The sequence below is a fragment of the Arthrobacter sp. PvP103 genome (assembly GCF_017833075.1).
Taxonomy (GTDB): domain Bacteria; phylum Actinomycetota; class Actinomycetes; order Actinomycetales; family Micrococcaceae; genus Arthrobacter.
Window position 1 is genome coordinate 3,940,923 of the sequence record NZ_JAFIBQ010000001.1, and the last position, 21,432, is coordinate 3,962,354.

Below are 21,432 nucleotides of genomic sequence, written 5' to 3' on the forward strand. Positions count from 1 at the left end.
AGGAGTGATCTCGGGATTCGAGTCGCTGGAGCCCGCCACGCTGATCCTGATCATCGTGGCGGGCTTCGCCGCAGGATGGATTGATGCCGTGGTGGGCGGCGGGGGGCTCATCCAGCTCCCGGCGTTGCTGCTGGTGCCGGGCATCAGCCCGGTCCAGGCCCTTGCCACTAACAAGATGGGGTCGATCTTCGGGACCACCACCAGCGCGGTGACGTACTACCGTCGCGTCCGGCCCGACCTGCGGACGGCCATCCCCATGGCCGTTATCGCGCTGGCCGGGAGCTTCGGCGGTGCCGTGCTGGCCGCCACCCTGCCGGCGAGTGTTTTCAAGCCCATCATCGTGGCGGCGTTGGTGGCCGTCGCGCTGTTCACGGCGTTCAAGCCCAATGTCGGCGACCTGACCTCGCTCCGCCACGACGGCAGGACACACTACGTGGTGGCCTGCCTCATTGGAGCGGCCATCGGCTTCTACGATGGCCTGATCGGGCCCGGGACGGGATCATTCCTGATCATCGCCCTGGTGTCCGCGATGGGTTACGCCTTCCTTGAAGCCAGCGCCAAGGCAAAAATCGTGAACATGGCCACGAACGCCGGCGCTCTCATCTTCTTCCTGCCGCACGGCTCCCTGATGTGGGGCGTGGGACTGGTGCTGGGGCTCGCCAACATGGCAGGCGGCTACCTCGGGGCGCGGACCGCGGTGAAGCAGGGCAGCACCTTCATCCGCAACGTCTTCATGGCCGTCGTCGGCGCCCTGATCCTCAAGTTGGGCTACGACATCTGGCAGGACACCTTCGCCTAGGCACTTAAGCCGAAGGTGACAGAAAAGACCCTCCCGGCCTGAGGGGAGCGGGCGTACCATGCTCCTATGTCAACAGGGGACGAACCTTTCCGGGCCGCCTTGGGCGCCGCAGCCCGGCATGCCAATGAATGGCTGGAAAGCCAGCCCACCCGCCACGTCGGGCCGCGGGCCACAGCGGGGGAGCTGGAAGCCGACTTCGGCGGCCCGATGCCCGAGACCGGCCTTCCGGCGGGCGACGTGATCGATTACCTCGCAGCCAAGGCGGAACCCGGCCTCATGGCAATGCCCTCGGGCCGCTTCTTCGGCTGGGTCATCGGCGGCACCCTGCCCGCCGCCATGGCGGCAGACTGGCTGGTCAGCGCCTGGGACCAGAATTCGTTCCTCCGCGCTGCCACGCCGGCCACCGCGGTCATCGAGGCGGCCGCCGGGAGCTGGTTCCTGGACCTGCTGGGCTTGCCCGAAACGGCCGACGTCGGATTCGTCACCGGAGCGACGATGGCCAACTTCGCCGGCCTTTCCGCCGCGCGCTGGCGCGTCCTGGAGAAAGCCGGCTGGGACGTCAACGCCGCCGGGCTTGCCGGAGCTCCGGCTGTCAGCTGCCTGGTGGGGCAGGAACGCCATGACTCGATCGACCTCGCGCTGCGGTATCTGGGCATGGGGCACCCCGTCGCGGTGCCTTCGGACCGGCAGGGCCGCATCGATCCGGCGGAGCTGGACTGTGCCCTGGACCGCGCCCTGGTCAAAGCATCGGGCGGTGCGGGGGGAACGGCTCCTGCACCGCCGATCGTCTGCCTGCAGGCCGGAAACCTGCATTCCGGTGCGTTCGATCCGTTTCTCGAGGCGGTCACCGTGGCGAAGGCACACGGCGCATGGGTGCATGTTGACGGTGCCTTCGGGCTCTGGGCGGCCGCGGTGCCGGAGCTCGCCGCCCTCACCGCCGGGCTGCACCTGGCGGACTCGTGGGCCACCGATGCGCACAAGACACTCAACGTGCCCTACGACTGCGGCATCGTTGCCGTGCGGGACACGGAAGCGCTGGAGGCGGCGTTGAGCGTCAACCCCAGCTACATGATTCGCGATGCCGGTTCGGCGCCGGACCCCTTCCAGACCGTGCCGGAACTTTCCCGCCGGGCACGCGGCGTTCCGGTGTGGGCGGCGCTGAAGTCCCTTGGCCGGAACGGTGTTGCTGAGCAGGTGCGGAACCTGGTCAGCCGGGCCTCGCAGCTGGCGCGGCAGCTGTCGGCACTGGACGGTGTTGAAGTGCTCAACGACGTCGCCTACACACAGGTCTCGCTGGCGTTCGGCGACGACGCCACCACGCGGGCGGTGACGGCCCGGATCATCGAGGACGGCCTCGTGTGGATGTCCGGTTCCCGCTGGCAGGGGCGGGATGTCCTGCGTATTTCGGTGAGCAACTGGACAACCGACGACGCCGATGTCGAAGCGGCGGTCGACGCGGTGCGGAAGGCCCTGGCAGCAGTCCGGAGCTAGGACAAAGCCTGTCCGGCCGCTTGGCCGGGTGCTGCTTCCCCCGGTGCCGGAAGGTCATGGGCTGCCGGCAGTCCGCCAAGGGTTCGCCCGGCCAGCGTGCTCGCCACCCAGAGTGAACGCGCAAGGTCGCCATCGTGGAGGGGGCGCGAGGCATACCAGAGCGCGTTTTCAACTTCACGGGCGAGGCTCCATTGCCGGGCCACCTCGGCATCAAGGCCTGCGGCGGCGCTGAACTCACGGCACCTGTCCAGCAATCCCCGGCCGGGGTTGCTGCGGGGGAGGTCGCGGATGCGGTTCCACAGGAGCGGCGCCACGGAGAACTCGGCTTCACCGATCATCGGCTGCGGGTCAATTGCGGCAAAACCGCCCTCCGGCCGGGCCAGGATGTTCAAGTAGTGGAAGTCCGTGTTGACCAGCACATCGGTCCCGCCACGGCGGCCCACGGCTCCGCGGGTCTGGCACACTTCCAAGGCGGCCTCCAGGAGCCAACGGGGAAAGGGCCTGCCGAGCTGCTCCCAGTCCGCCGGAAGATCATCGCTCCACTGCTCCGCGCGGGCGGCCACATGGTGGAATTCCTGCCACTCCGGGCGCTGGTCCGGCATGAGGCTCAACTGCCGTGTCAGGCCGCCCCACACTTCCACGGCCGTTTCCATTGGAACCTGCTGGAGGCAGCAGCCGGCGTCCAGCCTCTCCAACAGCATGGAACAGGTGCCGGCGTCGGACTCCAGGAGCCGTACCGCGCCTTGGCCATCCCAGAGCCGGAGGGCGAAACGCTCAACCCGGGCTTCGTCGTGCGGGTAGGCAACCTTCAGGGCGGCCGGGACGCCCTTCCGGGTGACCGGGACAACCACTCCGCCGTGGCCGTTCCACGGCAACTGGCCCGGTTCGAGGTCCACCTCAAGGTCCCACCGCTCCAGGCGTCCGCAGATCAGTCCCTGGAGTGACCCCAGCCAGGCACGTCCGCCGCTGGTCCGGCTGTAGCGGCGGCTAAGGTCGGGCGGGATCGGGACATCTGCGGGCGGTTTCATCGGATCCAGCGTAACTGCTGGACCGCCCCCGGCAGGCCGGGGATCAGGCCACGACGCCGCTGGCCCCGAGCAGGGTGCCGATGGCGAAAGTCGCGATAAGCGCCAGGGCGCCGCCTACCACCACCCGGACGGCGGCCTTCATTTTCGAGCCTCCGCCGATCCAGGCCCCCAGGGCACCGGTTGCCGCCAAGGCCACCAGCACGGCCGCGAAGGTCAGGGGGACGCGGATGTTTTCCGGGGGCAGCAGGATTGCCAGCATGGGCAGGATCGCTCCGACCAGGAAGGCTATCGCAGACGCGAAGGCTGCATGCCACGGGCTGACGATGTCGGTTTCGTCTATGTGCAATTCGGCGGACAGGTGGGCGGCCAGGGCATCGTGGGCCGTGAGTTCCTTGGCCACAGTGCGGGCGGTAGCGGGGCTGAGGCCCTTGCCTTGGTAGATGGCGGTGAGCTCCTCGAGCTCTTCTTCCGGCTGTTCGGCCAGCTCGCGCTTTTCCTTATCGATGAGGGCCTGCTGGCTGTCCTTCTGGCTGCTGACGGACACGTATTCGCCCAGCGCCATGGAAATGGCGCCGCCCACCACGCCGGCCGTACCGGCGATGAGGATGGGGCCGGAATCGGTGGTGACACCGGCGACGCCCACCACGATCGCAGCGACGGAAACGATGCCGTCGTTGGCCCCGAGCACGCCGGCGCGCAGCCAGTTGAGCCGATGGGCTATGTCGTTGTGGTGCGGTTCGTTCTCATGCTGCGTTGCTACTCGGGCGCTGTCCATGCCTATAGCAAATCACTGGTGTTCGTGGCTTGCCAGTAATACGGGGCTAAGGAAGGTAAGGCACGCTTTGGCCCGGGGCCTATTGGCCGGCGTCCGACGGCGGCGGCGAAGCACCCGGCGCCGTGGATTCCGGAGCCGGGCTGTCCGTGGCGAGTTCGGGAAGCTGCGCGGTGTCCACCACGATGCCCGGCAGGGGGCCGGAGTCGGCGCCCCATTGCGCGGCGCGGTTGGCGGCGGCCAGCAAACCCGCAATGGCCCATTGCCGGATGCCGCCGTCGCTCAAGGCCACCAGGTCGCCGTACACCGGAAGGGTGCCTGCTTCGAGGCTGCCCAGGCCGGCTGCCGGCGACTCGAGGAACAGCGGGCCGAGGGTGTAGCCGGCCTCCCGCGGGGGAATGTCCACGCACTGTGCCCGGCTCAGCGCCTCTGCTTCGGCCAGGACTGATTCATGCCGGGCCAGCAGCTGTGACGCGGAGCCGGCGGCGGCGCCGTCGAGGCGGGCAAGAGCTACCTGGTAGCCGTAGACCGTCTCAGCCTCGGTCTTGACTGTCATTGCCAGGGCAGTTGCCGTTGTCGCCGACCCTGCGGCCGGCCCGGACGCGGCCGGGGCGGGCGGGCACGAACTTTCGCCGGCGGCCGGCGAGGCAGCAGGCAGAGATGCGGCCGACGGCGATGCAGCTGCCGCCGCCGCAGGTGCCGGAGCCGGCGCCGGAAGCACGGGCAGTTCCGGGGCCGTTGCCCCCACCGCCGGCGCCAGCGAGGACGCCTGAATAAGCTGGGCGGTGCCGACGGCGGCGAGCAGCCGGGCCATCCCGCCGTCGGAGGCTTCCGCGTCCTTGAGGCGCCGGCTGCCGCTGGCCGATACAGCGGCGACCAGCCCGGCGGGGGAGTCCGCCACCACGGGCTCTCCGTTTACGGGCGCGGAAGCTGAGGGCTCACCTGATGCTGTGCCGGATGCAGCGGCAGTGGCCGCGGGAGGCGGCTTCTGGTCGGGACCGGACAGTGCCCTCGCCTGGGTTGTCAGCAAAGTCACAGTGCGCAGCAGCGCCTGGCGCTCGGCCCCGGAAACGGAATCCGCAAGAAGGCTGCCGGCCGTGCGCAGGTGCATCGTTTCGGCAAGGGCCGAGGCCCGCGCCCGCTCGGAAAACGACGGCTCCGGCGCCTCCGGAGGCTGCCCCGGTGTCAGCGCCAGCCCCAGGCTGATGACCAGCAACGCCAATGACGCCAGGATGCCGTACCGGAAATAGCGGCCCGGCCGGCGTTTTTCCTTGGTGTCGTCTTTCACAACAGACCATGTTGTCATGCCCGGCAGCAAGCGAGTGCACCATGGCGCCCATAAAATCGCTACGCTAGTACACACAACATCATCTAGCGGGAGGCGGCCGGCATCGTGAGTAATGCAGAAGCCACGACTTCATCAGACCGGACCGGGACGGGCAAGGCTGAGGCCGAATCCGTGCATAACCCGGAGGCCGAGCGCGTCCGGGCGCTGCTGGAGCCCTCGGTCCAGGCACACCGGCTGTACTTGGAGGACGTGTCTATCCACGTCGCCGGTGCCAACCGGGTGGTCCACGTGGTGGTGGACCTGCCGCAGGAAGAAACCGGCGGAGTAAGCCTTGACGTTATTGCCGAGATCTCCAAGGAGCTCTCCGGCATCCTGGACGGCGATCCCAGCTACGACAGCCGCCCGTACGACCTCGAGGTTTCCTCGCCCGGGGTTGGACGTCCACTGACTGAACCGCGCCACTGGCACCGCGCCCGCGGCCGCATGGTCAAGGTGAATGTCATCCAGGGTGAGAACCTCACCGGCAGGATCCAGTCCGTTGACGACGACGGCGTGACCCTGGTTCCGGAGATCGCGGCCAAAAAGGGTATGAAGCCCAAGCAAGGCGAGCCCGAGAAGATTCCTTTCGACAGGATCCGCAATGGAAAAGTCGAGATAGAGTTCAGCCACCTCGATGAGGTCGGTCTGGAAGATGAAAACAATGGACCTTCTGAGGAGGCCTGATGGATATTGACATGAGCGCACTGAGACTTCTGGAGCGTGAGCGTGAAATCCCGCTGGACCTCCTGATCCCGACCATCGAGCAGGCACTGCTGGTGGCCTACCACAAGTCTCCGGGAGCCTTTGAAAAGGCCCGCGCAGAGCTGGACCGCAAGAGCGGCCACGTGACCATCTGGGCCACTGAAATCGACGACGACGGCGCCCCCATCGGCGAGTTCGAAGACACCCCGGCCGGGTTCGGCCGCATCGCTGCCAGCACGGCACGGCAGATCATCCTGCAGCGCCTGCGCGACGCGGAGGACGACAACGTCCTGGGCCAGTTCAAGGGCCGCGAGGGCGAACTGGTTGCCGGCACCATCCAGCAGGGCAACAACCCGCACATGATCCAGGTGAACCTCGGAACGGTTGAGGCGCTGCTTCCCCCGCCTGAGCAGGTACCCGGCGAGAAGTACATCCACGGCAACCGGCTCCGCGCCTTCGTGATCGACGTGCACCGCGGCACCAAGGGCCCGTCCATTACGCTGTCCCGCTCGCACCCCGGCCTGGTCCGGAAGCTCTTCGAACTGGAAGTTCCGGAGATTGCCGACCGCTCGGTGGAGATCGTGGCGCTGGCCCGCGAAGCCGGGCACCGCACCAAGATCGCCGTCAAGGCCAACATCCCCGGCATCAATGCCAAGGGTGCCTGCATCGGTGAGATGGGTTCGCGCGTCCGGGCCGTTATGACCGAGCTCAACGACGAAAAGATCGACATTGTCGATTTCAGCGAGGACCCGGCGACCTTCATCGCCAGTGCCCTGTCGCCGTCGAGGGTGAATTCCGTCACCATCACGGATGAGGCAACGCGTTCCGCGCGTGTCGTCGTCCCGGACTACCAGCTGTCGCTGGCCATCGGCAAGGAGGGCCAAAACGCCCGCCTGGCCGCCAAGCTCACCGGCTGGCGGATTGACATCGTCTCCGACGCGGCGGTTTCGCGCGAAAACTGAACTGCCTCGGCGGACGGCCCCTTGGATTGTTCCGCCCGGATTCGACCCGTCGTTTCGGGGCCGGGGCACTTGAGGGGCTAGAATAGACATTGACCGTGCCTGATGGCCGGTATTCGTGCGCCTTGAGCGTGCCCGCATAATCGGCGTTCGTCACGAACGCGGAACGTGCAGGCCGGTTCGGGGCAGCAGATTTGTAGGGGCAGGAAGATACTCACCGTGGCGCTAGTGCAACACCTTGAGGATCAGCCGCAACGCACCTGCATCGGATGCCGGAAGAAGGGCCCGCGGTCTGAGTTACTCCGGCTCGTCGCCGAACGCAACGGTTCCCCCGTTGTCGTGGTGGACGAACGACGCCGGATGGCTGGCCGGGGTGCATGGCTGCACCCCAGCGAAACGTGCCTGGCGCTGGCAATCAAGCGGCGTGCGTTCGGACGTGCCCTACCGGGCACCACCGGAACTGCCGCCGTCGAACGCCGGATAACGGCAGGCACGCAAGCCGTGGACACTCCGGTGGCCGCAGCAACAACCGTCCAACCTGAAAGCGGGTCAGAAAACTGATGGAAACCCGATGAGTTCCCAGCGATGAGTGCGCAACGATGACAACTTTGTTGCGCTCTGCAATGGACCTTTCAGCTGCTATCGCGGCGAAGGTCCGCAGTAAGAAGTAGACGGTTCGTGCCTGGCTCGGTGCGGACCGAGACAGGAGAAATGTGGCCAAGGTCCGCGTACATGAGCTTGCTAAAGAGCTCGGTATTACTTCCAAAGATGCAGTAACCAAACTGCAGGAACTGGGCGAATTCGTTCGCTCTGCCTCTTCCACCATTGAGGCCCCCGTTGTGAGGAAACTCCGCAACGCATACCCCGCCGCCGGCGCTTCGAAGTCCGAAGCTCCCGCTGCAGCGCCCAAGGCGCCCGCCAGCCCCGCAGCTACCCGACCGGCCCCCGCGCCAGGCCCGGCAGCACCCAAGGCTCCGGAACCCAAGGCAGAAGCTCCGGCTGCTGCCTCCGCTCCGTCGGCGCCTGCTCCGACAGCACCTGCTCCCGCGGCCCCGGCTGCGGCAGCCTCTGCTCCGTCGGCGCCTGCTCCGGCCGCACCGTCCACCGGTGCAAAGCCCGGCGCACGCCCGGCCCCCAAGGCTGAAGCTCCGGCTGCCCCGGCCCGCTCCGGCGGACAGGGCTCGGCACCCCGTCCGGGCGGCCCCCGTCCCGGCAACAACCCGTTCGCCACGTCCCAGGGCATGCCCCGGGGCCGCGGCGGCGACAACGAGCGTCCGCCGCGTCCGGGCAACAACCCGTTCGCTCCTTCCCAGGGCATGCCCCGTCCGGGCGGAAGCCGCACCGAGGGCGAACGCCCCGGCGGCCCGCGTCCGGCAGCCGGCGCAGGAGGGCCCCGTCCGGGTGCTCCGCGTCCCGGCGGCACCCAGGGTGCACGTCCCGGCGCTCCGCGTCCGGCCGGTGCTCCCGGTGCACGCCCCGGTGCAGGCGGCGGAAACCGTCCTACTCCGGGCATGATGCCTAACCGCACCGAACGACCCGCACCCGCTGGTGCCGGCCGTCCCGGCGGCGGAGGCCGCGGTCCCGGACGCCCCGGTGGCGCACCGGGTACCGGCGGCGCTCCCGGCGCCGGCGGCGGTGCTCCGGCCGGCGGTGGCTTCGGCAAGGGTGGCCGCGGTCGCGGTGGCACCCAGGGTGCCTTCGGTAAGGGCGGCGCAGGCCGTGGCAAGCAGCGCAAGTCGAAGCGTGCCAAGCGCCAGGAACTCGAGCAGATGAGTGCTCCGTCGCTGGGTGGCGTCAGTGTGCCCCGCGGCGACGGCAACACCGTAGTCCGGCTCCGCCGCGGCTCGTCCATCACGGACTTTGCCGACAAGATCGAGGCAAACCCCGCTGCACTGGTGACCGTGCTCTTCCACCTCGGCGAAATGGCCACGGCCACGCAGTCGCTGGATGAAGAGACCTTCGCCCTGCTCGGCGAGGAGCTTGGCTACAAGCTCCAGGTCGTGTCGCCGGAGGACGAGGAGCGCGAGCTGCTCTCCGGCTTCGACATCGACTTCGATGCCGAGCTGGAGGCCGAAGGCGACGAGGAACTCGAGGCACGTCCTCCTGTTGTCACCGTCATGGGTCACGTTGACCACGGTAAGACCCGCCTGCTGGATGCCATCCGTAACTCCGACGTCGTCGCGGGTGAACACGGCGGCATCACGCAGCACATTGGTGCTTACCAGATCACCACCGAGCACGAGGGCGCCGAACGCAAGATTACGTTCATCGATACTCCGGGCCACGAGGCGTTCACCGCCATGCGTGCCCGTGGTGCGAAGGTCACCGACATTGCCATCCTGGTGGTCGCAGCGGACGACGGCGTTATGCCGCAGACCGTTGAAGCCCTCAATCACGCGCAGGCCGCCAACGTGCCGATCGTCGTGGCCGTGAACAAGATCGACAAGGAAGGCGCCAACCCGGACAAGGTCCGCGGCCAGCTGACCGAGTACGGGCTCGTTCCGGAAGAATACGGCGGCGACACCATGTTCGTGGAGGTCTCTGCACGCCAGAACCTCAACATCGACGAGCTGCTCGAGGCTGTCCTGCTCACCGCAGACGCAGCCCTGGACATGCGCGCCAACCCGAACAAGGACGCCCGCGGTATTGCGATCGAAGCCAACCTGGACAAGGGCCGCGGTGCGGTTGCTACCGTCCTGGTTCAGTCCGGTACGCTGCACGTCGGCGACACCATCGTGGCAGGCACGGCCCACGGCCGCGTCCGTGCGATGTTCGACGACGACGGCAGCGTCCTGACCGAGGCCGGCCCGTCCCGCCCCGTGCAGGTACTGGGTCTGTCCAACGTCCCGCGCGCCGGCGACACCTTCTTTGTGACCGCTGACGAGCGCACCGCCCGCCAGATCGCCGAGAAGCGTGAAGCAGCAGACCGCAACGCCGCTTTGGCCAAGCGCCGCAAGCGCATCAGCCTGGAAGACTTCGACCAGGCCGTCGCCGAAGGCAAGATCGACACCCTCAACCTCATCCTCAAGGGTGACGTGTCCGGTGCCGTGGAAGCCCTCGAAGACGCGCTGCTCAAGATCGACGTCGGCGAAGGTGTCCAGCTCCGCGTTATCCACCGCGGTGTCGGTGCGATCACGCAGAACGACGTCAACCTGGCAACGGTGGACAGCGCCGTCATCATCGGCTTCAACGTCAAGCCCGCCGAGCGTGTTGCCGAACTGGCAGACCGCGAAGGCGTGGACATGCGCTTCTACTCCGTCATCTACGCAGCAATCGATGACATTGAGATGGCCCTCAAGGGCATGCTCAAGCCGGAGTACGAAGAAGTCCAGCTTGGCACCGCCGAGGTCCGCGAAGTGTTCCGTTCCTCCAAGTTCGGCAACATCGCCGGTTCCATCGTTCGCTCGGGTGTTATCCGACGCAACTCGAAGGCCCGCATCAGCCGCGACGGCAAGATCATCGGTGACAACCTCACCGTTGAGACGCTCAAGCGCTTCAAGGACGACGCCACCGAGGTCCGCACGGACTTCGAGTGTGGTATCGGTCTTGGCTCGTACAACGACATCAACGAGGGTGACATCATCGAGACCTTCGAGATGCGCGAGAAGCCGCGCGTCTAGTCTGAGCTATACAGGTCGGGGGCGTCGGAGTTTTCCGGCGGCCCCGCCCCTACGCTGGGCGGCACTGGATCTGCGATCCTGTGCCGCCCAGCTCCGGTAGCGGAACTGGCCTTCCCAACCCTCGCAAGCTCGGGTCGGGGCCCTCGGCCAGCTCTTTGGATGCCACTCCCGGGCCGCCGGAAAAAATCCAACGCGGGTCCGTCGTAGACTCGCTTTAGGTGCGTGGCAATTAACCGAACCTTTGTACGCAAGCCGCTAACGCGCCGTCGTACATCCAAATATTTAGGAGTGGAAATGGCTGATCCGGCACGCGCTGCCAAATTGGCGCAGCGGATTAAGGTTGTTGTTGCAGAGGCTTTGGGCCGGAAGGTCAAGGATCCGCGGCTTGAAGGCATCACCGTTACCGATGCCCGTGTGACCAATGATCTGCAGCACGCCACGATCTACTACACCGTGTTCGGGGACCAGGTGGTTCAGGCGGATGCTGCCAAGGGCCTGGAGAAAGCCAAGGGCGTTCTCCGCCAGGAAGTCGGCCGCAACATTACTGTCCGGCTGACTCCCACCCTCGAGTTCGTGGCCGACCAGATTCCGGTCAACGCTTCCAACCTCGAAGAACTGCTCCGCGCCGCCAAGAAGCGTGACGCTGAAGTGGCCGCCCTGGCTGCAGGCGCCAAGCACGCCGGGGATGCCGATCCGTACAAGAGCGACATTCCCGAGGACGTGGAAATCGACGAGGACGACTTCGACGAAGAGGACGAAGACCTCATCGACGACGAAGAACTCGACGAAGACGGCAACAAATAGGCCGTCGAAACATCAGTGTGGCCGGACCCGCAAGGGACCGGCCACACGGCGTTTAAGGACCCGGATCAACGGCGGGAATGGCCGTCACGGTACACGGTCACCAGTTTGCCGTTGGGCGGCTGGTTTTCTGCAGGCAGCGCATCGGTCGTTGCGTACAGGGTCGAACCCCTGAGGGCGACGTCGGCCGTGAGCTTGCCTGCCAGCACAGCCCGCTGCCTGTCGTTGCCATCTATCCTGAGCACACCCTCGCCGAACAGGGAGGCGACGTACAGGTCGCCGTCGTCGTCCACCGCCAGCCCGGTGGGTGACATGACCTCGTCAGCGACAAGCCGCACCCGGCCATTGTCCGGGTTCACCCGGTACACGGCCCCGCGGGCACCCAGTGCGGGGTCCTCCGGTCCGCCCGGGAGCACAGACACGTACAGCCAGCCGTCGGGTCCCACTGCGACGTCCGTGGGAACGGGTTCAAAAACATAGGTCAGGCCCACAACGCAGTCCGGAAGCTTCAGCGTGGCGGCCGCTTCTGCGGTGATTTCGAAGGGGCGCGGCGGCAGGACCGCCACTGTTTCAGCGTCTCCGGAGTCGGCGTCGATGGCCACAATGCTATTGGCTCCGGCATCGGCCACATAGACGGTGTCACCGGAGAGGGCGACGCCATACGGATGGGAGTCAACAGTCCCGGTGTAGGAGACGGGCACCTCAGGCGGAATTTGCGCCGCGCATGCATCCGGCAGGTCCTCAAATCCGTACCTGACGTCACCATCGGCGTTCTTTTCGTTCTCCAAGGCCGCCAGGTCACCAAAAGTCCGTTGTGTCCCATCGGCTGCGATGGTCCGGACATGACCGGCCAGCGGACGGGGATCCATGGGGCCGGCCCCCTGGCTCTCCACGAAGTAGATGGTCGAACGGCGCTGCACGCTTCCGGCCACGTCCCATTCCGGATCGGAATACAGGACTGTCTTGGTGCCGTCGGAAGCTACCCGCGTCAGTCGGCTGGCGAATTCCTCACTCACAATCGCCGTGCCGTCACGGCCTGCGCTTACGTGCAGCGGACCGACCAGCCCGTCGGCGAGGGTGACCGGTTCGGTTCGCGGCGGGGCGGCGACGCCTGCAGAGCCGGTCGCCAGGAAGACCGCGGCGCTGATGGCGGCCGCGGCAAGCGGAACGTGCTTTCTCATGGTGGTCTCCAAATGCCCAAAGATGATTACCAGGATTCATTGAGACCACGGATTCGGCTGGCGGAAAACACTGCCGCCCCCACTGCGCACATTCTATTTCTTAGCCTTCGACAACGTCGATGGCTTCCGCAAACCCGGCATCCGGCTTCCTTGGAAAGCCGCGCCCGCTCGCTATGATCGGTGCATGGATGCCCCACCCTCAGCCGCTGATATCCAGAAATTCCTGGGCCAGGCCGTCGACCTCGCCGTTCAGAATGTGGCCGCCGGCGGCGGTCCTTTCGGGGCACTTGTGGTCACCGCGGACGGGACGCGCCATTTCGGCGTCAACAGGGTGACGCGGGACAACGACCCCACCGCGCATGCCGAGGTTGTGGCCATCCGGACGGCAGCGGCAGAATCCGCCAATTTCGATCTCAGCGGGGCCGTGCTCTACGCAAGCTGTGAGCCCTGCCCGTTGTGCCTGGCAGCCGCGTTATGGGCGCGGATCGATCGCGTGTATTTTGCCGCGGACAGGCACGGCGCTGCAGCCGCCGGCTTCGACGACGCCCTGTTCTACGAATACTTTGAGGGCGTCCGGCCCGAACTCATGCCGGTCAACCAAACCGATGTCCCGACGTCGAACGCCCCGTTTGAAGCCTGGGACGCCAACCCGGACCGCACCGAATACTGACCTTCGTTCCCGGCTCCGGCATCGGGGAATCCGGCAGCCGGAGCCGGCGGGACCTTCGACTCTATCCGGCTTATGAAGGCAGGCGTCCGATTAACCCATGACTTCAGGGGCGACTGGAAGACAGCGCGGGGCAGTGGAGCCGAGGCTCATCAGGTGTCCCGGCTGCGGGAAGACCAACAGGATTCCGGCAGCCGCTCCCGGCCGTCCCCGCTGCGGCAACTGCAGCCATGACTTGCCGTGGATCGTCGACGCCGGAGACTCGGACTTCAAGCACATCGCGGAAGAGTCAACGGTGCCCGCCCTGATCGACTTCTGGGCTGAATGGTGCGGGCCCTGCCGCCTGGTCAGCCCCGTCCTGGACCAGTTGGCCACCGAGAAAGCGGGCCGCATCAAGCTGGTGAAAGTGGATGTAGACCACGCTCCCGGGCTCTCAGCGAGATTTGCGGTGCAGGCGATCCCCACGCTCATGGTGATCGTCGGCGGGATCGTGATTGCCCGGCAAGCGGGTGCCGCGCCCGCGGCGACCCTGCGGACCTGGCTGGAACACGCGCTGTCCTCGACCCTGAGCTAACCAACCCAGGCTGCGCCCAGAGGGGTCATTTTCGGCACACATTCGGCAAAGTTCGGCACAGGGAGGAAAGCATGACAGAGATACTGCGCTACGAAGTCGGATCCGGCGTGGTCCTGGTGGAAGCCGAGGAGAGCAGCTTCGGAGTGGAACACCCGTCGCGTGACGAGCAGGGGATCCAGGACACCGGGCGCAGGCTCGAAGATGCGCTGGCCTCCGTACGGCCGGCCGCCAAGGCAGCAGCGGAAGTCCTGGGGGACCTTGCGCCGGAACACCTGGAAATCCAGTTCGGCGTGAAATTGGCCGGCGCGGCGGGGGCCATCATCGCGAGGAACGTTACTGAAGCCCACTTCATCGTCAAGATGTCATGGTCGCCCGAGCAAGAACCACTCGAGGAAGAGATCGTGCCCTAGCGGCACCGCCTTCCTAGCTTCGGGAGCGCCGCTACCTTCGGGACCGCCGGCCGCCGCGCACGCCCAGCCCGCCGAGAAGCGGTGATCCCATGCCCAGCAGGAAACCGAAGTCATACCAGTTACCGGCTCGTGCGTTGTTGTAGAAGGGGAACTCAGCCCAGGCGCCGAACACGTGCGCGATGAGCACGATCCACGCCGTAAAACCGTTCCAAAAGCCCCACAGCAGGTCCTGCCACCACATGTTGTTCCTCTCCGGTGCCGCCCCTGTGGACAGGTTAGGGCCCGGCAGGCGTCTGCACTAGGGGCTCAGTGCCCCACTTTGGGCGTCGTTTCATCATCCCCGGGAAGGCAGGCGGCCCACGCCTTCCACGAGTTCCGCCTGGGCACCGCAGAGCGCAATCCGGATCCAGCCTTCGCCGATGGAACCGAAGGCGGTGCCCGGAGCGAAGGAAACTCCGGCATCGGCCAGGAACGTGCGGACCCAGGACCGTACATCACCGCCGCTGACGTGGGAAACATCCGCCCAGAGATAGAACGCCCCCTGCGCCGACAGGAACGGAATGCCCTTGGACGCCAGCACCGCCGACGCAGCGTCCCGGTTCGACCGGTAGTGGGCGTGCGCGTGGCTGACGTAGTCCTGCGGTCCCGTCAGCGCCGCGATCGCCGTGTACTGGGACGGCGAAGCGACGCAGGAAACGATCGACTCCATCACGTTATTCATCTTCCGTTCCAGCCCGGGCGGGCAGACCAAGGCCCCGATCCGGAGCCCCGTCAGTCCGTACGTTTTGGACAGGGTCAGCGACGTGAAGACCCTGGCCTCCCCGGGGACATCGCTGTCGAAGCGGGCCGGACTGACATGGGGCACGTCATACGTGAAGGCCTCGTAGCATTCGTCGGAGATGATCCACAGGTCGTGGCGCCGGGCCAGGTCCACGAGGCCCCGGGTGAGGTCGCCGCCCAGGACCGCGCCCAGCGGATTGGACGGCGAATTGAGGATCAGCACCCTGCTCTGCGGAGTAATGAGGGCCTCAATGTCCTCGATCCTTGGCTGGAAGTCGTGCTCCGGGTACAGCGGGTACCGTACGGGCTTTGCATGCAGCAGCTGGCTGGTCATCGCAAACGTGGGGTAGCCCGGGTTGGGAATCAGGATTTCGTCACCGGGGGAGAGCAGGAGGCTCATGGCGAAGTGGAGGCCCTGCTGGGCGCCGTCCACAACATAGACGCGCTCGGCCCCGATCTCAACGCCATTGTGCTCGCGGAATCTGGCTGCGAAGGCTTCGCGGAGGGCAGGGATCCCGGCATTCGGCGTGTAGTTGGTTTCGTCGCGGTCCAGGCATGCCATGCCCGCTTCGAGGACATGGCGGGGGAGCTCAAAGCCTGGTTCGCCGATGCTCAACACAATGGCACCCGGCGTGCCCCACGCGGCTTCGGTGATCTCACGGATCTGGTTGACGGGGAAGTCGTGGATGTGTGCGGCAAGCTCGGGCATGTCTGCCATCCTAACCGCCCGCTGTCGGACCCCCGGCTGTGGCACCGCCCGCCGTCGGAGTGTCCGCCCGCCGTCGGACCGGCAGCACGCCGGCGGACGAAAAAGGAGAGCCGCAGGCGCGGATATACTGGGAGGCGTGCTTTCTGGACTGGTAATAGTGGACAAGCCGCAAGGATGGACCAGCCACGATGTGGTTGGACGGATGCGGCGGCTGGCCGGTACCCGGAAAGTGGGACACGCCGGCACGCTGGATCCCATGGCCACGGGTGTGCTCGTCCTCGGAATCAACAAGGCCACCCGCCTGCTGACGTACATCGTGGGAACATCCAAGACATATACCGCCACCATCCGCCTCGGAGAATCCACTGTGACGGACGACGCCGAAGGCGAGGTGGTGGGCAGCCACTCCGCCGCTGCAGTCACGGAGGGAGCCATCAGGGCCGCCGTTGCAGCCCTCACCGGCGAGATCCAGCAGGTCCCCAGCAGCGTCAGCGCCATCAAAGTCAACGGCGAGCGTGCTTATGCCCGCGTCAGGTCCGGCGAAGACGTGAAGCTTGCCGCCCGGCCGGTCACCATCCACCGCTTCGATGTCCACGCGTTCCGCCCTGAGCGTGACGGGGCAGTGCTGGACGTGGACGTCACCGTGGAATGCTCGTCCGGTACGTATATACGTGCCTTGGCACGCGACCTTGGTGAAGCCCTGGGGACCGGGGGCCACTTGACGGCGCTTCGAAGGACCCAGGTTGGGCCCTATACCCTTGACCAGGCCCGGACGCTGGAGCAGTTGGCCGAGGAACTGGAAGTGCTGGAGATGTCCCAGGCGGCGCGGGCGCTCATGCCGAACCGTGAGCTCAGCGAGGACGAAGCCACTGAAATCTCCTTCGGCCGGCGCATAGCCGCAGGCGCCGGAGCCGGAACACCGGAAGCTGCCACCGCAGACAATCCCGCCGCGGCCTTCGCTCCCGACGGCTCGCTGGTGGCCCTGCTGGCCGACGCCGGCGGCTACGCGAAGCCGGTGCTGGTCTTCGCCCCGAGCAACGAACAGCCGGGCAAATAGCGTGGACGCGTACTTCTATATCATTCTGGCCGTCGGCCTGCTTTCCACGGTCATCTGCGCAGTCGCGGGGATCATGAAGAAAGCTCCCAACGATGCCACCATCCTGTCAGTTGCCGCCGTCGAACTGGCGCTCCTGGTTTACCTTGTGGGCTCGATCGTCCGCGTAGCCTCGGGGGAACGGATAGCCGGGGAACCGTGGGAGTTCTGGGGCTACCTGGTCACTGCCTTGGTCCTGCCGGTTGGCGCCGTTTACTGGTCCATCCTGGAGCGCACCCGGTGGAGCAACTTTGTCCTGGCTGCCGTGGGTGTCACCGCCCTTGTGATGGCCGCACGCATGAACCAGATCTGGTACTGAGTGGAAGAAGCACACGACGTGACTCCGCAAACCCCCGTCAACAAGACCGACGCGGCTCCCAAGGCCCAGTCCAAGGACACCCGGAACACCGGACCCGGGCGGCTGCTGATCGCGGTCTATGCAGTATTCGCCATCTCCGCCACGGCCCGGGCCGGCTACCAGATTCTCACGAAGTTCTCCGAAGCGCCGCTGGCTTACCTGCTCTCGGCGTTCGCGGCGCTCGTTTACGTCGTAGCCACGGTCTCCCTGGCGAAGGCCGGGAGGACCTGGTTCACGGTGTCCGTGGCTGCTGTCCTGGTGGAACTCGTGGGCGTGGTGGTGGTCGGAGCGCTGAGCATCTTCGACTCCGTCAACTTCCCGCACGAAACGGTCTGGTCCCTCTTTGGCCGCGGCTATGCGTTTATCCCGCTTCTGCTTCCCATCCTCGGCCTCGTGTGGCTGTACAGGCGCAGGCCGGCACCTCGGGAGGTTTGAGTCGCACGGTCTGACGCATCCGTCCGGCCGTTCTGACCCCGGTGTCCCGTTTTTGTCGTAGGTCTTTGGCAGAGTTATGCCATGGAAGTTATGGGGGAACTTGCAGCAGCACGAGGGGCGTTGCGGTGGGCCAAAATGGACGCTGCCGCTGACGCTTCTCCCGCGTCTGATGCTTTCCCCGCGTCGGTGCGCGGTTTGCGAAGTGTTCCCTCCGGGCAGCAGCCGAAGCCGTTAGCGTTCGACGGCGGTGGTTCCTGTGGTCTGGCCCGGTGCCTTGAGCTGCTGGAGGCCATTAGTTCGACGGCGGTCGCGGACGCTGCGGGGATGCGCTTCCGGGAGGCTGCTGACTTCGCTTCCCGGGTCGAGGACATCTCCCGCGCCGCTGAATATTTGCAGGTGGTTGCTGCCGGGGCTGTGGACCGGTCCCGGCGGGAGGCTATTTCTGCTGCTGCACGGGCTGGTGCGGGCCGTGGCGCGGCGGTCGGCTGGACCACCGGGTGGGGCAACGAGACGGACCTCCACGGACCCCTCGGCTGGGCTGCCGGAACGGAGGCCCAGCCCGCGGACGCCGGAAGTGACGCGGCTGAAGGGATACCTGCGGCAACACCGAAGACGAACGATCCGGATCCGGCCGATGACGGGTGCCGGAACACTACCGAGTTCCTCCGTATGAGGTTGCGGATCGGTGCCGGCGAAGCCCGCCGCCGGCTCGCCCTGACCGAAGCCGTGTTGCCCCGGGCCGGGATCACCGGCCACCCCCAAGAACCGGAACGGCCCGACCTGGCCGCGGCCGTCGCGTCCGGGTCCGTGGGCTCCCGGTCCGCGACCATCATCACCCTCGCCCTGGACCGGGTCCGCCACCACGCGGATGCGGAAGTTACCGGCCGGATGGAACACGCCCTGACCCGCACCGCGGCCGAGCACGACACCGACTTCGTGACCCGCATCGCCCGGCAGTGGACAGAGGCGATCGACCAGGACGGCAGCGAACCCTCCGAGGAGGAACTCCGCCACCGGCAGGGCGTGTTCATCCGGAAACCCCGCCGCGGACTACAGCACGTGGAATTCTTCGCCACCCCGGACCAGTACGAACCCCTCCTGACCGTGATGAACACCGCCACCAACCCCCGCACCCAACCAGAAGCGGCTGAAGGCAACGACGGAACCATTAGCGGCGAGGGCGACCTGGACCGGCGGACCCGGCCCCAGCAACTCCTGGACGGCCTCGTCAGCGCCGCCAAAACCGCCCTCGCCACCGGAAACCTCCCCGCCGCGGGCGGCCTGCGCCCCCAGGTCATGGTCACCATCGACTACCGCGACCTCCTCGACACACTCGAACAGGGCACCCCAGGCAGGGGCACCGGCTCGTTCACGTTCACCGGGCCCGTCACGGCCGCCACGGTCCGGAAGATCGCTTGCGACGCGGACATCATCCCCGTCCTGCTCGGCGGCCAGGGCCGGATCCTGGACATCGGCCGCACCACCCGGATCTTCCCGCCCCACATCCGCAAAGCCCTCACCGCCCGCGACCAGGGCTGCGCCTTCCCGGGCTGCACCATCCCCGCCCCGTGGTGCGAAGCCCACCACATCACCTACTGGTCACACGGCGGAACCACCAGCACCGAGAACGGCACACTGCTCTGCTCCCATCACCACCACCTGATGCATAAGGAACAGTGGCACATCCAGGTCAAAACCGGGATCACCTGGTTCATCCCGCCACCCCACATCGACCCACACCAACAACCCAGAAGAAACCGCTACTTCAGACTCGAGTGAGACTCCGGCAGTTAACCCGTGCCCTCGTATTGGCCATCGGAAACGAGCGAACATCCTGAGCGGTTCCGGCCTGAAATCCCAGCCTTCGGTGAATCCCAAGGGCCCCATAGCACGCACGCTGGCCTGGCTCGTTGAAGGATTGTCGCGGTAGCCAAAGCCAGCCGGAGCCAACTGCGGGAACGACTGTTGCGGCCGGGTGCTATCGTGGCAAATCGCGGTGCAGACTTCTGGGGAGGCCGGACCGCCGAGCAAACGGGGAGCAGATCATGAAACCCATCCCGGTAAACCCGTCACGTGTCCTCTTTTACGGAGTGACGGGGAGCGGCAAGTCCTCGGCAGCCCGCGCCTATGCAGCAGCGTCGGGACTTCCCGAGTTTTCAGCCGACGACGACATTGGCTGGCTTCCCGGCTGGCAGCAGCGCAGCGTCGAGCAGCAACGTGAGCTCGCGGCTGATGTTGCGGCGCGCGAGCGCTGGGTCTTGGACAGCGCCTATGGCCACTGGCGCGACATCGTTGTACCCCGGGCTGAGCTGGTCATCGCTTTGGATTATCCCCGTTGGCTGTCGCTGTCCAGACTGGTCCGCCGCTCCCTGCGACGGATTATCACGCGGCAACCCGTCTGCAACGGAAACGTCGAAACGCTCGCGAGGCTATGCGCGAGGGATTCGATCTTCTACTGGCACTTCAATTCATTCGCCAGGAAGAGACGTGTGTTCAAGGAATGGCAGGCCAGCCCGGACATGCCGCCGGTGATGGCGTTTCGCAGGCCCAGGGACCTCGACGACTGGCTGGCGGAGGTCGCAGCAGCGGCTTCACGTCCCGGGGATGTTGCTGAAGGTTCCGGCCGCCAGCACCACTAGGAGCCCGACCCGGGACGGCTATTTCTTGCCGAAGAGTCCACCCAACAGGCCGCCCAGACCGCCGCCGTCGGCGTTCTTTTTCTCTTCGGGGCGGTCCTCGGAACGGTTGTCGGAACCGTCGCCGGGGAGGTCGACGTCGATCACATCTCCCGGAACGGGCGCCCCCGCCTGCGGTATCGGCTGACCGAGTGGTCCGGTGGGGGGCTGCGGCGCCGAGTCCTTGTTGGCCTCGGGGACGACTGCATCGCGGGACTGCTGACCGCCCTGCGGGCCCCCGCCCAAAATGCCGCCGAGGATGTCGCCCAGTCCTCCTTCGGCACCCGCGCCGCCCTGTGAACCGCCGAGAATGCCGCCCAGGATGCTGCCGAGGTCGATTCCGCCGGGGCTGCCGGCCGCATCACCCCCTGCCCCGCCACCCCCTGCCCCGCCGCCAGCCTGTGCACTCCGCCCGCCGAGGATCTTGTTGGCGAGATAGGACATCACGATGGGCGCAAGGATTGGCAGAAGCTTCCTGACGAGGTCGCCGCCCACGCCGCCCAGGTTGGCAGTGCCGGCGAGCTGTTGTGCCACCTGATCCTGTTGCCCGCCGAAAACATGGCTGACAATTTTCTCGCCGTCGGCGGTATCCACCTGCGCAGCGTCGATGCCACCTTCTGCCAGCCCGTCCTGGTGCTGGGCAAGAGCGGACTCAAGGGAGGCGGCACCACCGGGCGCCTGTGCGTTGCTCTGCAAGCCGGCGAGGAGGGTGGGAACCGCAGCCTCGATTGCGGCCCGGGCGGACTCCGTGTCCGTGCCCAGCAGACCGGCGACCTGGTCAACGGGTATCTGTTCCAAAATCTCGCGGAGGTCAGTCATAGCGCTCTCCTTCAGCCCGGCGCAGGGCCGCGGGCATCGTTGGCTGCGGCGCGCAACTGCGGCGCCGGTTGCTGCCCTTGCATCCTAGCCGGGCACCCCGGACCGCGGTAGGCCGGAACCCGGGACCGGCCGCGGTGTCGGTCGCCGCAGGGTGATTTCGGGTAATTTCCAGAGGCAATTGCGGGTAATCTTAGAGAGTTCCGGGGCCCGGCGCGGTTTCGGACGAGTCAAT

General features: G+C 66.6%; 22 protein-coding genes. 15 read left to right on the top strand and 7 right to left on the bottom strand.

What is annotated here, in order from left to right; genetic code table 11:
* The first annotated feature begins 4 nt into the window (after positions 1–4).
* Both JOE41_RS17990 and JOE41_RS17995 read left to right on the top strand, forming a co-directional pair.
* On the top strand, positions 5–799 hold the full coding sequence (locus JOE41_RS17990; protein WP_209753137.1) for a TSUP family transporter: 795 nt from the start codon (positions 5–7) through the stop codon (positions 797–799).
* A 66-nt stretch (positions 800–865) separates the two neighbouring features.
* Complete coding sequence (locus JOE41_RS17995; protein WP_209753138.1) at positions 866–2,290, top strand: pyridoxal-dependent decarboxylase; 1,425 nt, start codon at positions 866–868, stop codon at positions 2,288–2,290.
* Here the strand turns inward: JOE41_RS17995 and JOE41_RS18000 are convergent.
* The 3 genes from JOE41_RS18000 to JOE41_RS21195 all read right to left on the bottom strand — a co-directional run bounded on the left by JOE41_RS18000 (position 2,287) and on the right by JOE41_RS21195 (position 5,378).
* Complete coding sequence (locus JOE41_RS18000) at positions 2,287–3,318, bottom strand: aminoglycoside phosphotransferase family protein (protein WP_209753139.1); 1,032 nt, start codon at positions 3,316–3,318, stop codon at positions 2,287–2,289. The two genes, JOE41_RS17995 and JOE41_RS18000, sit on opposite strands and share 4 nt — an antisense overlap.
* Positions 3,319–3,361: 43 nt before the next feature.
* On the bottom strand, positions 3,362–4,093 hold the full coding sequence (locus JOE41_RS18005; protein ID WP_011691272.1) for a VIT family protein: 732 nt from the start codon (positions 4,091–4,093) through the stop codon (positions 3,362–3,364).
* Positions 4,094–4,172: 79 nt separating this feature from the next.
* Positions 4,173–5,378 (bottom strand): ferritin-like domain-containing protein, encoded by a 1,206-nt coding sequence (locus tag JOE41_RS21195; RefSeq protein WP_209753140.1) that lies wholly within the window; start codon positions 5,376–5,378, stop codon positions 4,173–4,175.
* Positions 5,379–5,483: 105 nt separating this feature from the next.
* Between JOE41_RS21195 and rimP the strand changes: the two genes are divergently transcribed.
* The 5 genes from rimP to rbfA all read left to right on the top strand — a co-directional run bounded on the left by rimP (position 5,484) and on the right by rbfA (position 11,502).
* Positions 5,484–6,101, top strand: a complete 618-nt coding sequence (gene rimP, locus JOE41_RS18015; RefSeq protein ID WP_011691274.1) for a ribosome maturation factor RimP — start codon at positions 5,484–5,486, stop codon at positions 6,099–6,101.
* Positions 6,101–7,081 (top strand): transcription termination factor NusA, encoded by a 981-nt coding sequence (nusA, locus tag JOE41_RS18020; protein WP_011691275.1) that lies wholly within the window; start codon positions 6,101–6,103, stop codon positions 7,079–7,081. The genes rimP and nusA overlap by 1 nt, the downstream gene beginning before the upstream one ends.
* 216 nt (positions 7,082–7,297) lie before the next feature.
* Positions 7,298–7,639, top strand: a complete 342-nt coding sequence (locus JOE41_RS18025; protein ID WP_043429599.1) for a YlxR family protein — start codon at positions 7,298–7,300, stop codon at positions 7,637–7,639.
* A gap of 152 nt (positions 7,640–7,791) precedes the next feature.
* On the top strand, positions 7,792–10,698 hold the full coding sequence (gene infB, locus JOE41_RS18030; RefSeq protein WP_209753141.1) for a translation initiation factor IF-2: 2,907 nt from the start codon (positions 7,792–7,794) through the stop codon (positions 10,696–10,698).
* A gap of 294 nt (positions 10,699–10,992) precedes the next feature.
* On the top strand, positions 10,993–11,502 hold the full coding sequence (gene rbfA / locus JOE41_RS18035; RefSeq protein ID WP_011691278.1) for a 30S ribosome-binding factor RbfA: 510 nt from the start codon (positions 10,993–10,995) through the stop codon (positions 11,500–11,502).
* 65 nt (positions 11,503–11,567) lie between these two features.
* Here the strand turns inward: rbfA and JOE41_RS18040 are convergent, their stop codons facing one another.
* The gene (locus tag JOE41_RS18040) at positions 11,568–12,680 is read right to left on the bottom strand and encodes a ScyD/ScyE family protein (RefSeq protein ID WP_209753142.1); all 1,113 of its coding nucleotides are present in this window, start codon (positions 12,678–12,680) and stop codon (positions 11,568–11,570) included.
* A gap of 184 nt (positions 12,681–12,864) precedes the next feature.
* Between JOE41_RS18040 and JOE41_RS18045 the strand changes: the two genes are divergently transcribed.
* The 3 genes from JOE41_RS18045 (at position 12,865) to JOE41_RS18055 (ending at position 14,331) form a co-directional block, all read left to right on the top strand.
* On the top strand, positions 12,865–13,350 hold the full coding sequence (locus JOE41_RS18045) for a nucleoside deaminase (RefSeq protein ID WP_011691280.1): 486 nt from the start codon (positions 12,865–12,867) through the stop codon (positions 13,348–13,350).
* Positions 13,351–13,447: 97 nt separating this feature from the next.
* Positions 13,448–13,921 (top strand): thioredoxin, encoded by a 474-nt coding sequence (trxA, locus tag JOE41_RS18050; RefSeq protein WP_245200760.1) that lies wholly within the window; start codon positions 13,448–13,450, stop codon positions 13,919–13,921.
* 71 nt (positions 13,922–13,992) lie between these two features.
* Entirely contained in the window at positions 13,993–14,331 is a 339-nt protein-coding gene (locus tag JOE41_RS18055) for a CU044_2847 family protein (protein ID WP_011691282.1), read from the top strand.
* Between the two features lie 31 nt (positions 14,332–14,362).
* Here the strand turns inward: JOE41_RS18055 and JOE41_RS18060 are convergent, their stop codons facing one another.
* Positions 14,363–14,572, bottom strand: a complete 210-nt coding sequence (locus tag JOE41_RS18060; protein ID WP_011691283.1) for a hypothetical protein — start codon at positions 14,570–14,572, stop codon at positions 14,363–14,365.
* A 93-nt stretch (positions 14,573–14,665) separates the two neighbouring features.
* Entirely contained in the window at positions 14,666–15,820 is a 1,155-nt protein-coding gene (locus JOE41_RS18065) for a pyridoxal phosphate-dependent aminotransferase (protein WP_209753143.1), read from the bottom strand.
* Between the two features lie 136 nt (positions 15,821–15,956).
* Between JOE41_RS18065 and truB the strand changes: the two genes are divergently transcribed.
* From truB to JOE41_RS18090, 5 genes are all read left to right on the top strand, one after another.
* The gene (gene truB / locus JOE41_RS18070) at positions 15,957–16,877 is read left to right on the top strand and encodes a tRNA pseudouridine(55) synthase TruB (protein ID WP_209753144.1); all 921 of its coding nucleotides are present in this window, start codon (positions 15,957–15,959) and stop codon (positions 16,875–16,877) included.
* A 1-nt stretch (position 16,878) separates the two neighbouring features.
* Positions 16,879–17,232 (top strand): hypothetical protein, encoded by a 354-nt coding sequence (locus JOE41_RS18075; RefSeq protein ID WP_209753145.1) that lies wholly within the window; start codon positions 16,879–16,881, stop codon positions 17,230–17,232.
* An 18-nt stretch (positions 17,233–17,250) separates the two neighbouring features.
* Positions 17,251–17,706 (top strand): hypothetical protein, encoded by a 456-nt coding sequence (locus tag JOE41_RS18080; protein WP_209753146.1) that lies wholly within the window; start codon positions 17,251–17,253, stop codon positions 17,704–17,706.
* Between the two features lie 81 nt (positions 17,707–17,787).
* Complete coding sequence (locus tag JOE41_RS18085; protein ID WP_209753147.1) at positions 17,788–19,485, top strand: HNH endonuclease signature motif containing protein; 1,698 nt, start codon at positions 17,788–17,790, stop codon at positions 19,483–19,485.
* Between the two features lie 266 nt (positions 19,486–19,751).
* Positions 19,752–20,345 (top strand): hypothetical protein, encoded by a 594-nt coding sequence (locus tag JOE41_RS18090; protein WP_011691289.1) that lies wholly within the window; start codon positions 19,752–19,754, stop codon positions 20,343–20,345.
* Positions 20,346–20,363: 18 nt separating this feature from the next.
* Here the strand turns inward: JOE41_RS18090 and JOE41_RS18095 are convergent, their stop codons facing one another.
* Complete coding sequence (locus JOE41_RS18095) at positions 20,364–21,200, bottom strand: DUF937 domain-containing protein (protein WP_209753148.1); 837 nt, start codon at positions 21,198–21,200, stop codon at positions 20,364–20,366.
* Between the last annotated feature and the right edge of the window lie 232 nt (positions 21,201–21,432).

What these genes read in the sequence shown, in the direction of transcription:
- JOE41_RS18055 (WP_011691282.1), top strand. Translation starts at nt 13,993, where the DNA reads ATGACAGAGATACTGCGCTACGAAGTCGGATCCGGCGTGGTCCTGGTG.
- trxA (WP_245200760.1), top strand. Translation starts at nt 13,448, where the DNA reads ATGACTTCAGGGGCGACTGGAAGACAGCGCGGGGCAGTGGAGCCGAGG.
- rbfA (WP_011691278.1), top strand. Translation starts at nt 10,993, where the DNA reads ATGGCTGATCCGGCACGCGCTGCCAAATTGGCGCAGCGGATTAAGGTT.
- JOE41_RS18095 (WP_209753148.1), bottom strand. Translation starts at nt 21,200, where the DNA reads ATGACTGACCTCCGCGAGATTTTGGAACAGATACCCGTTGACCAGGTC.
- JOE41_RS18040 (WP_209753142.1), bottom strand. Translation starts at nt 12,680, where the DNA reads ATGAGAAAGCACGTTCCGCTTGCCGCGGCCGCCATCAGCGCCGCGGTC.
- JOE41_RS18085 (WP_209753147.1), top strand. Translation starts at nt 17,788, where the DNA reads ATGGAAGTTATGGGGGAACTTGCAGCAGCACGAGGGGCGTTGCGGTGG.
- JOE41_RS18065 (WP_209753143.1), bottom strand. Translation starts at nt 15,820, where the DNA reads ATGCCCGAGCTTGCCGCACACATCCACGACTTCCCCGTCAACCAGATC.
- JOE41_RS18090 (WP_011691289.1), top strand. Translation starts at nt 19,752, where the DNA reads ATGAAACCCATCCCGGTAAACCCGTCACGTGTCCTCTTTTACGGAGTG.
- JOE41_RS17995 (WP_209753138.1), top strand. Translation starts at nt 866, where the DNA reads ATGTCAACAGGGGACGAACCTTTCCGGGCCGCCTTGGGCGCCGCAGCC.
- nusA (WP_011691275.1), top strand. Translation starts at nt 6,101, where the DNA reads ATGGATATTGACATGAGCGCACTGAGACTTCTGGAGCGTGAGCGTGAA.
- JOE41_RS18045 (WP_011691280.1), top strand. Translation starts at nt 12,865, where the DNA reads ATGGATGCCCCACCCTCAGCCGCTGATATCCAGAAATTCCTGGGCCAG.
- JOE41_RS18000 (WP_209753139.1), bottom strand. Translation starts at nt 3,318, where the DNA reads ATGAAACCGCCCGCAGATGTCCCGATCCCGCCCGACCTTAGCCGCCGC.
- JOE41_RS18060 (WP_011691283.1), bottom strand. Translation starts at nt 14,572, where the DNA reads ATGTGGTGGCAGGACCTGCTGTGGGGCTTTTGGAACGGTTTTACGGCG.
- JOE41_RS18005 (WP_011691272.1), bottom strand. Translation starts at nt 4,093, where the DNA reads ATGGACAGCGCCCGAGTAGCAACGCAGCATGAGAACGAACCGCACCAC.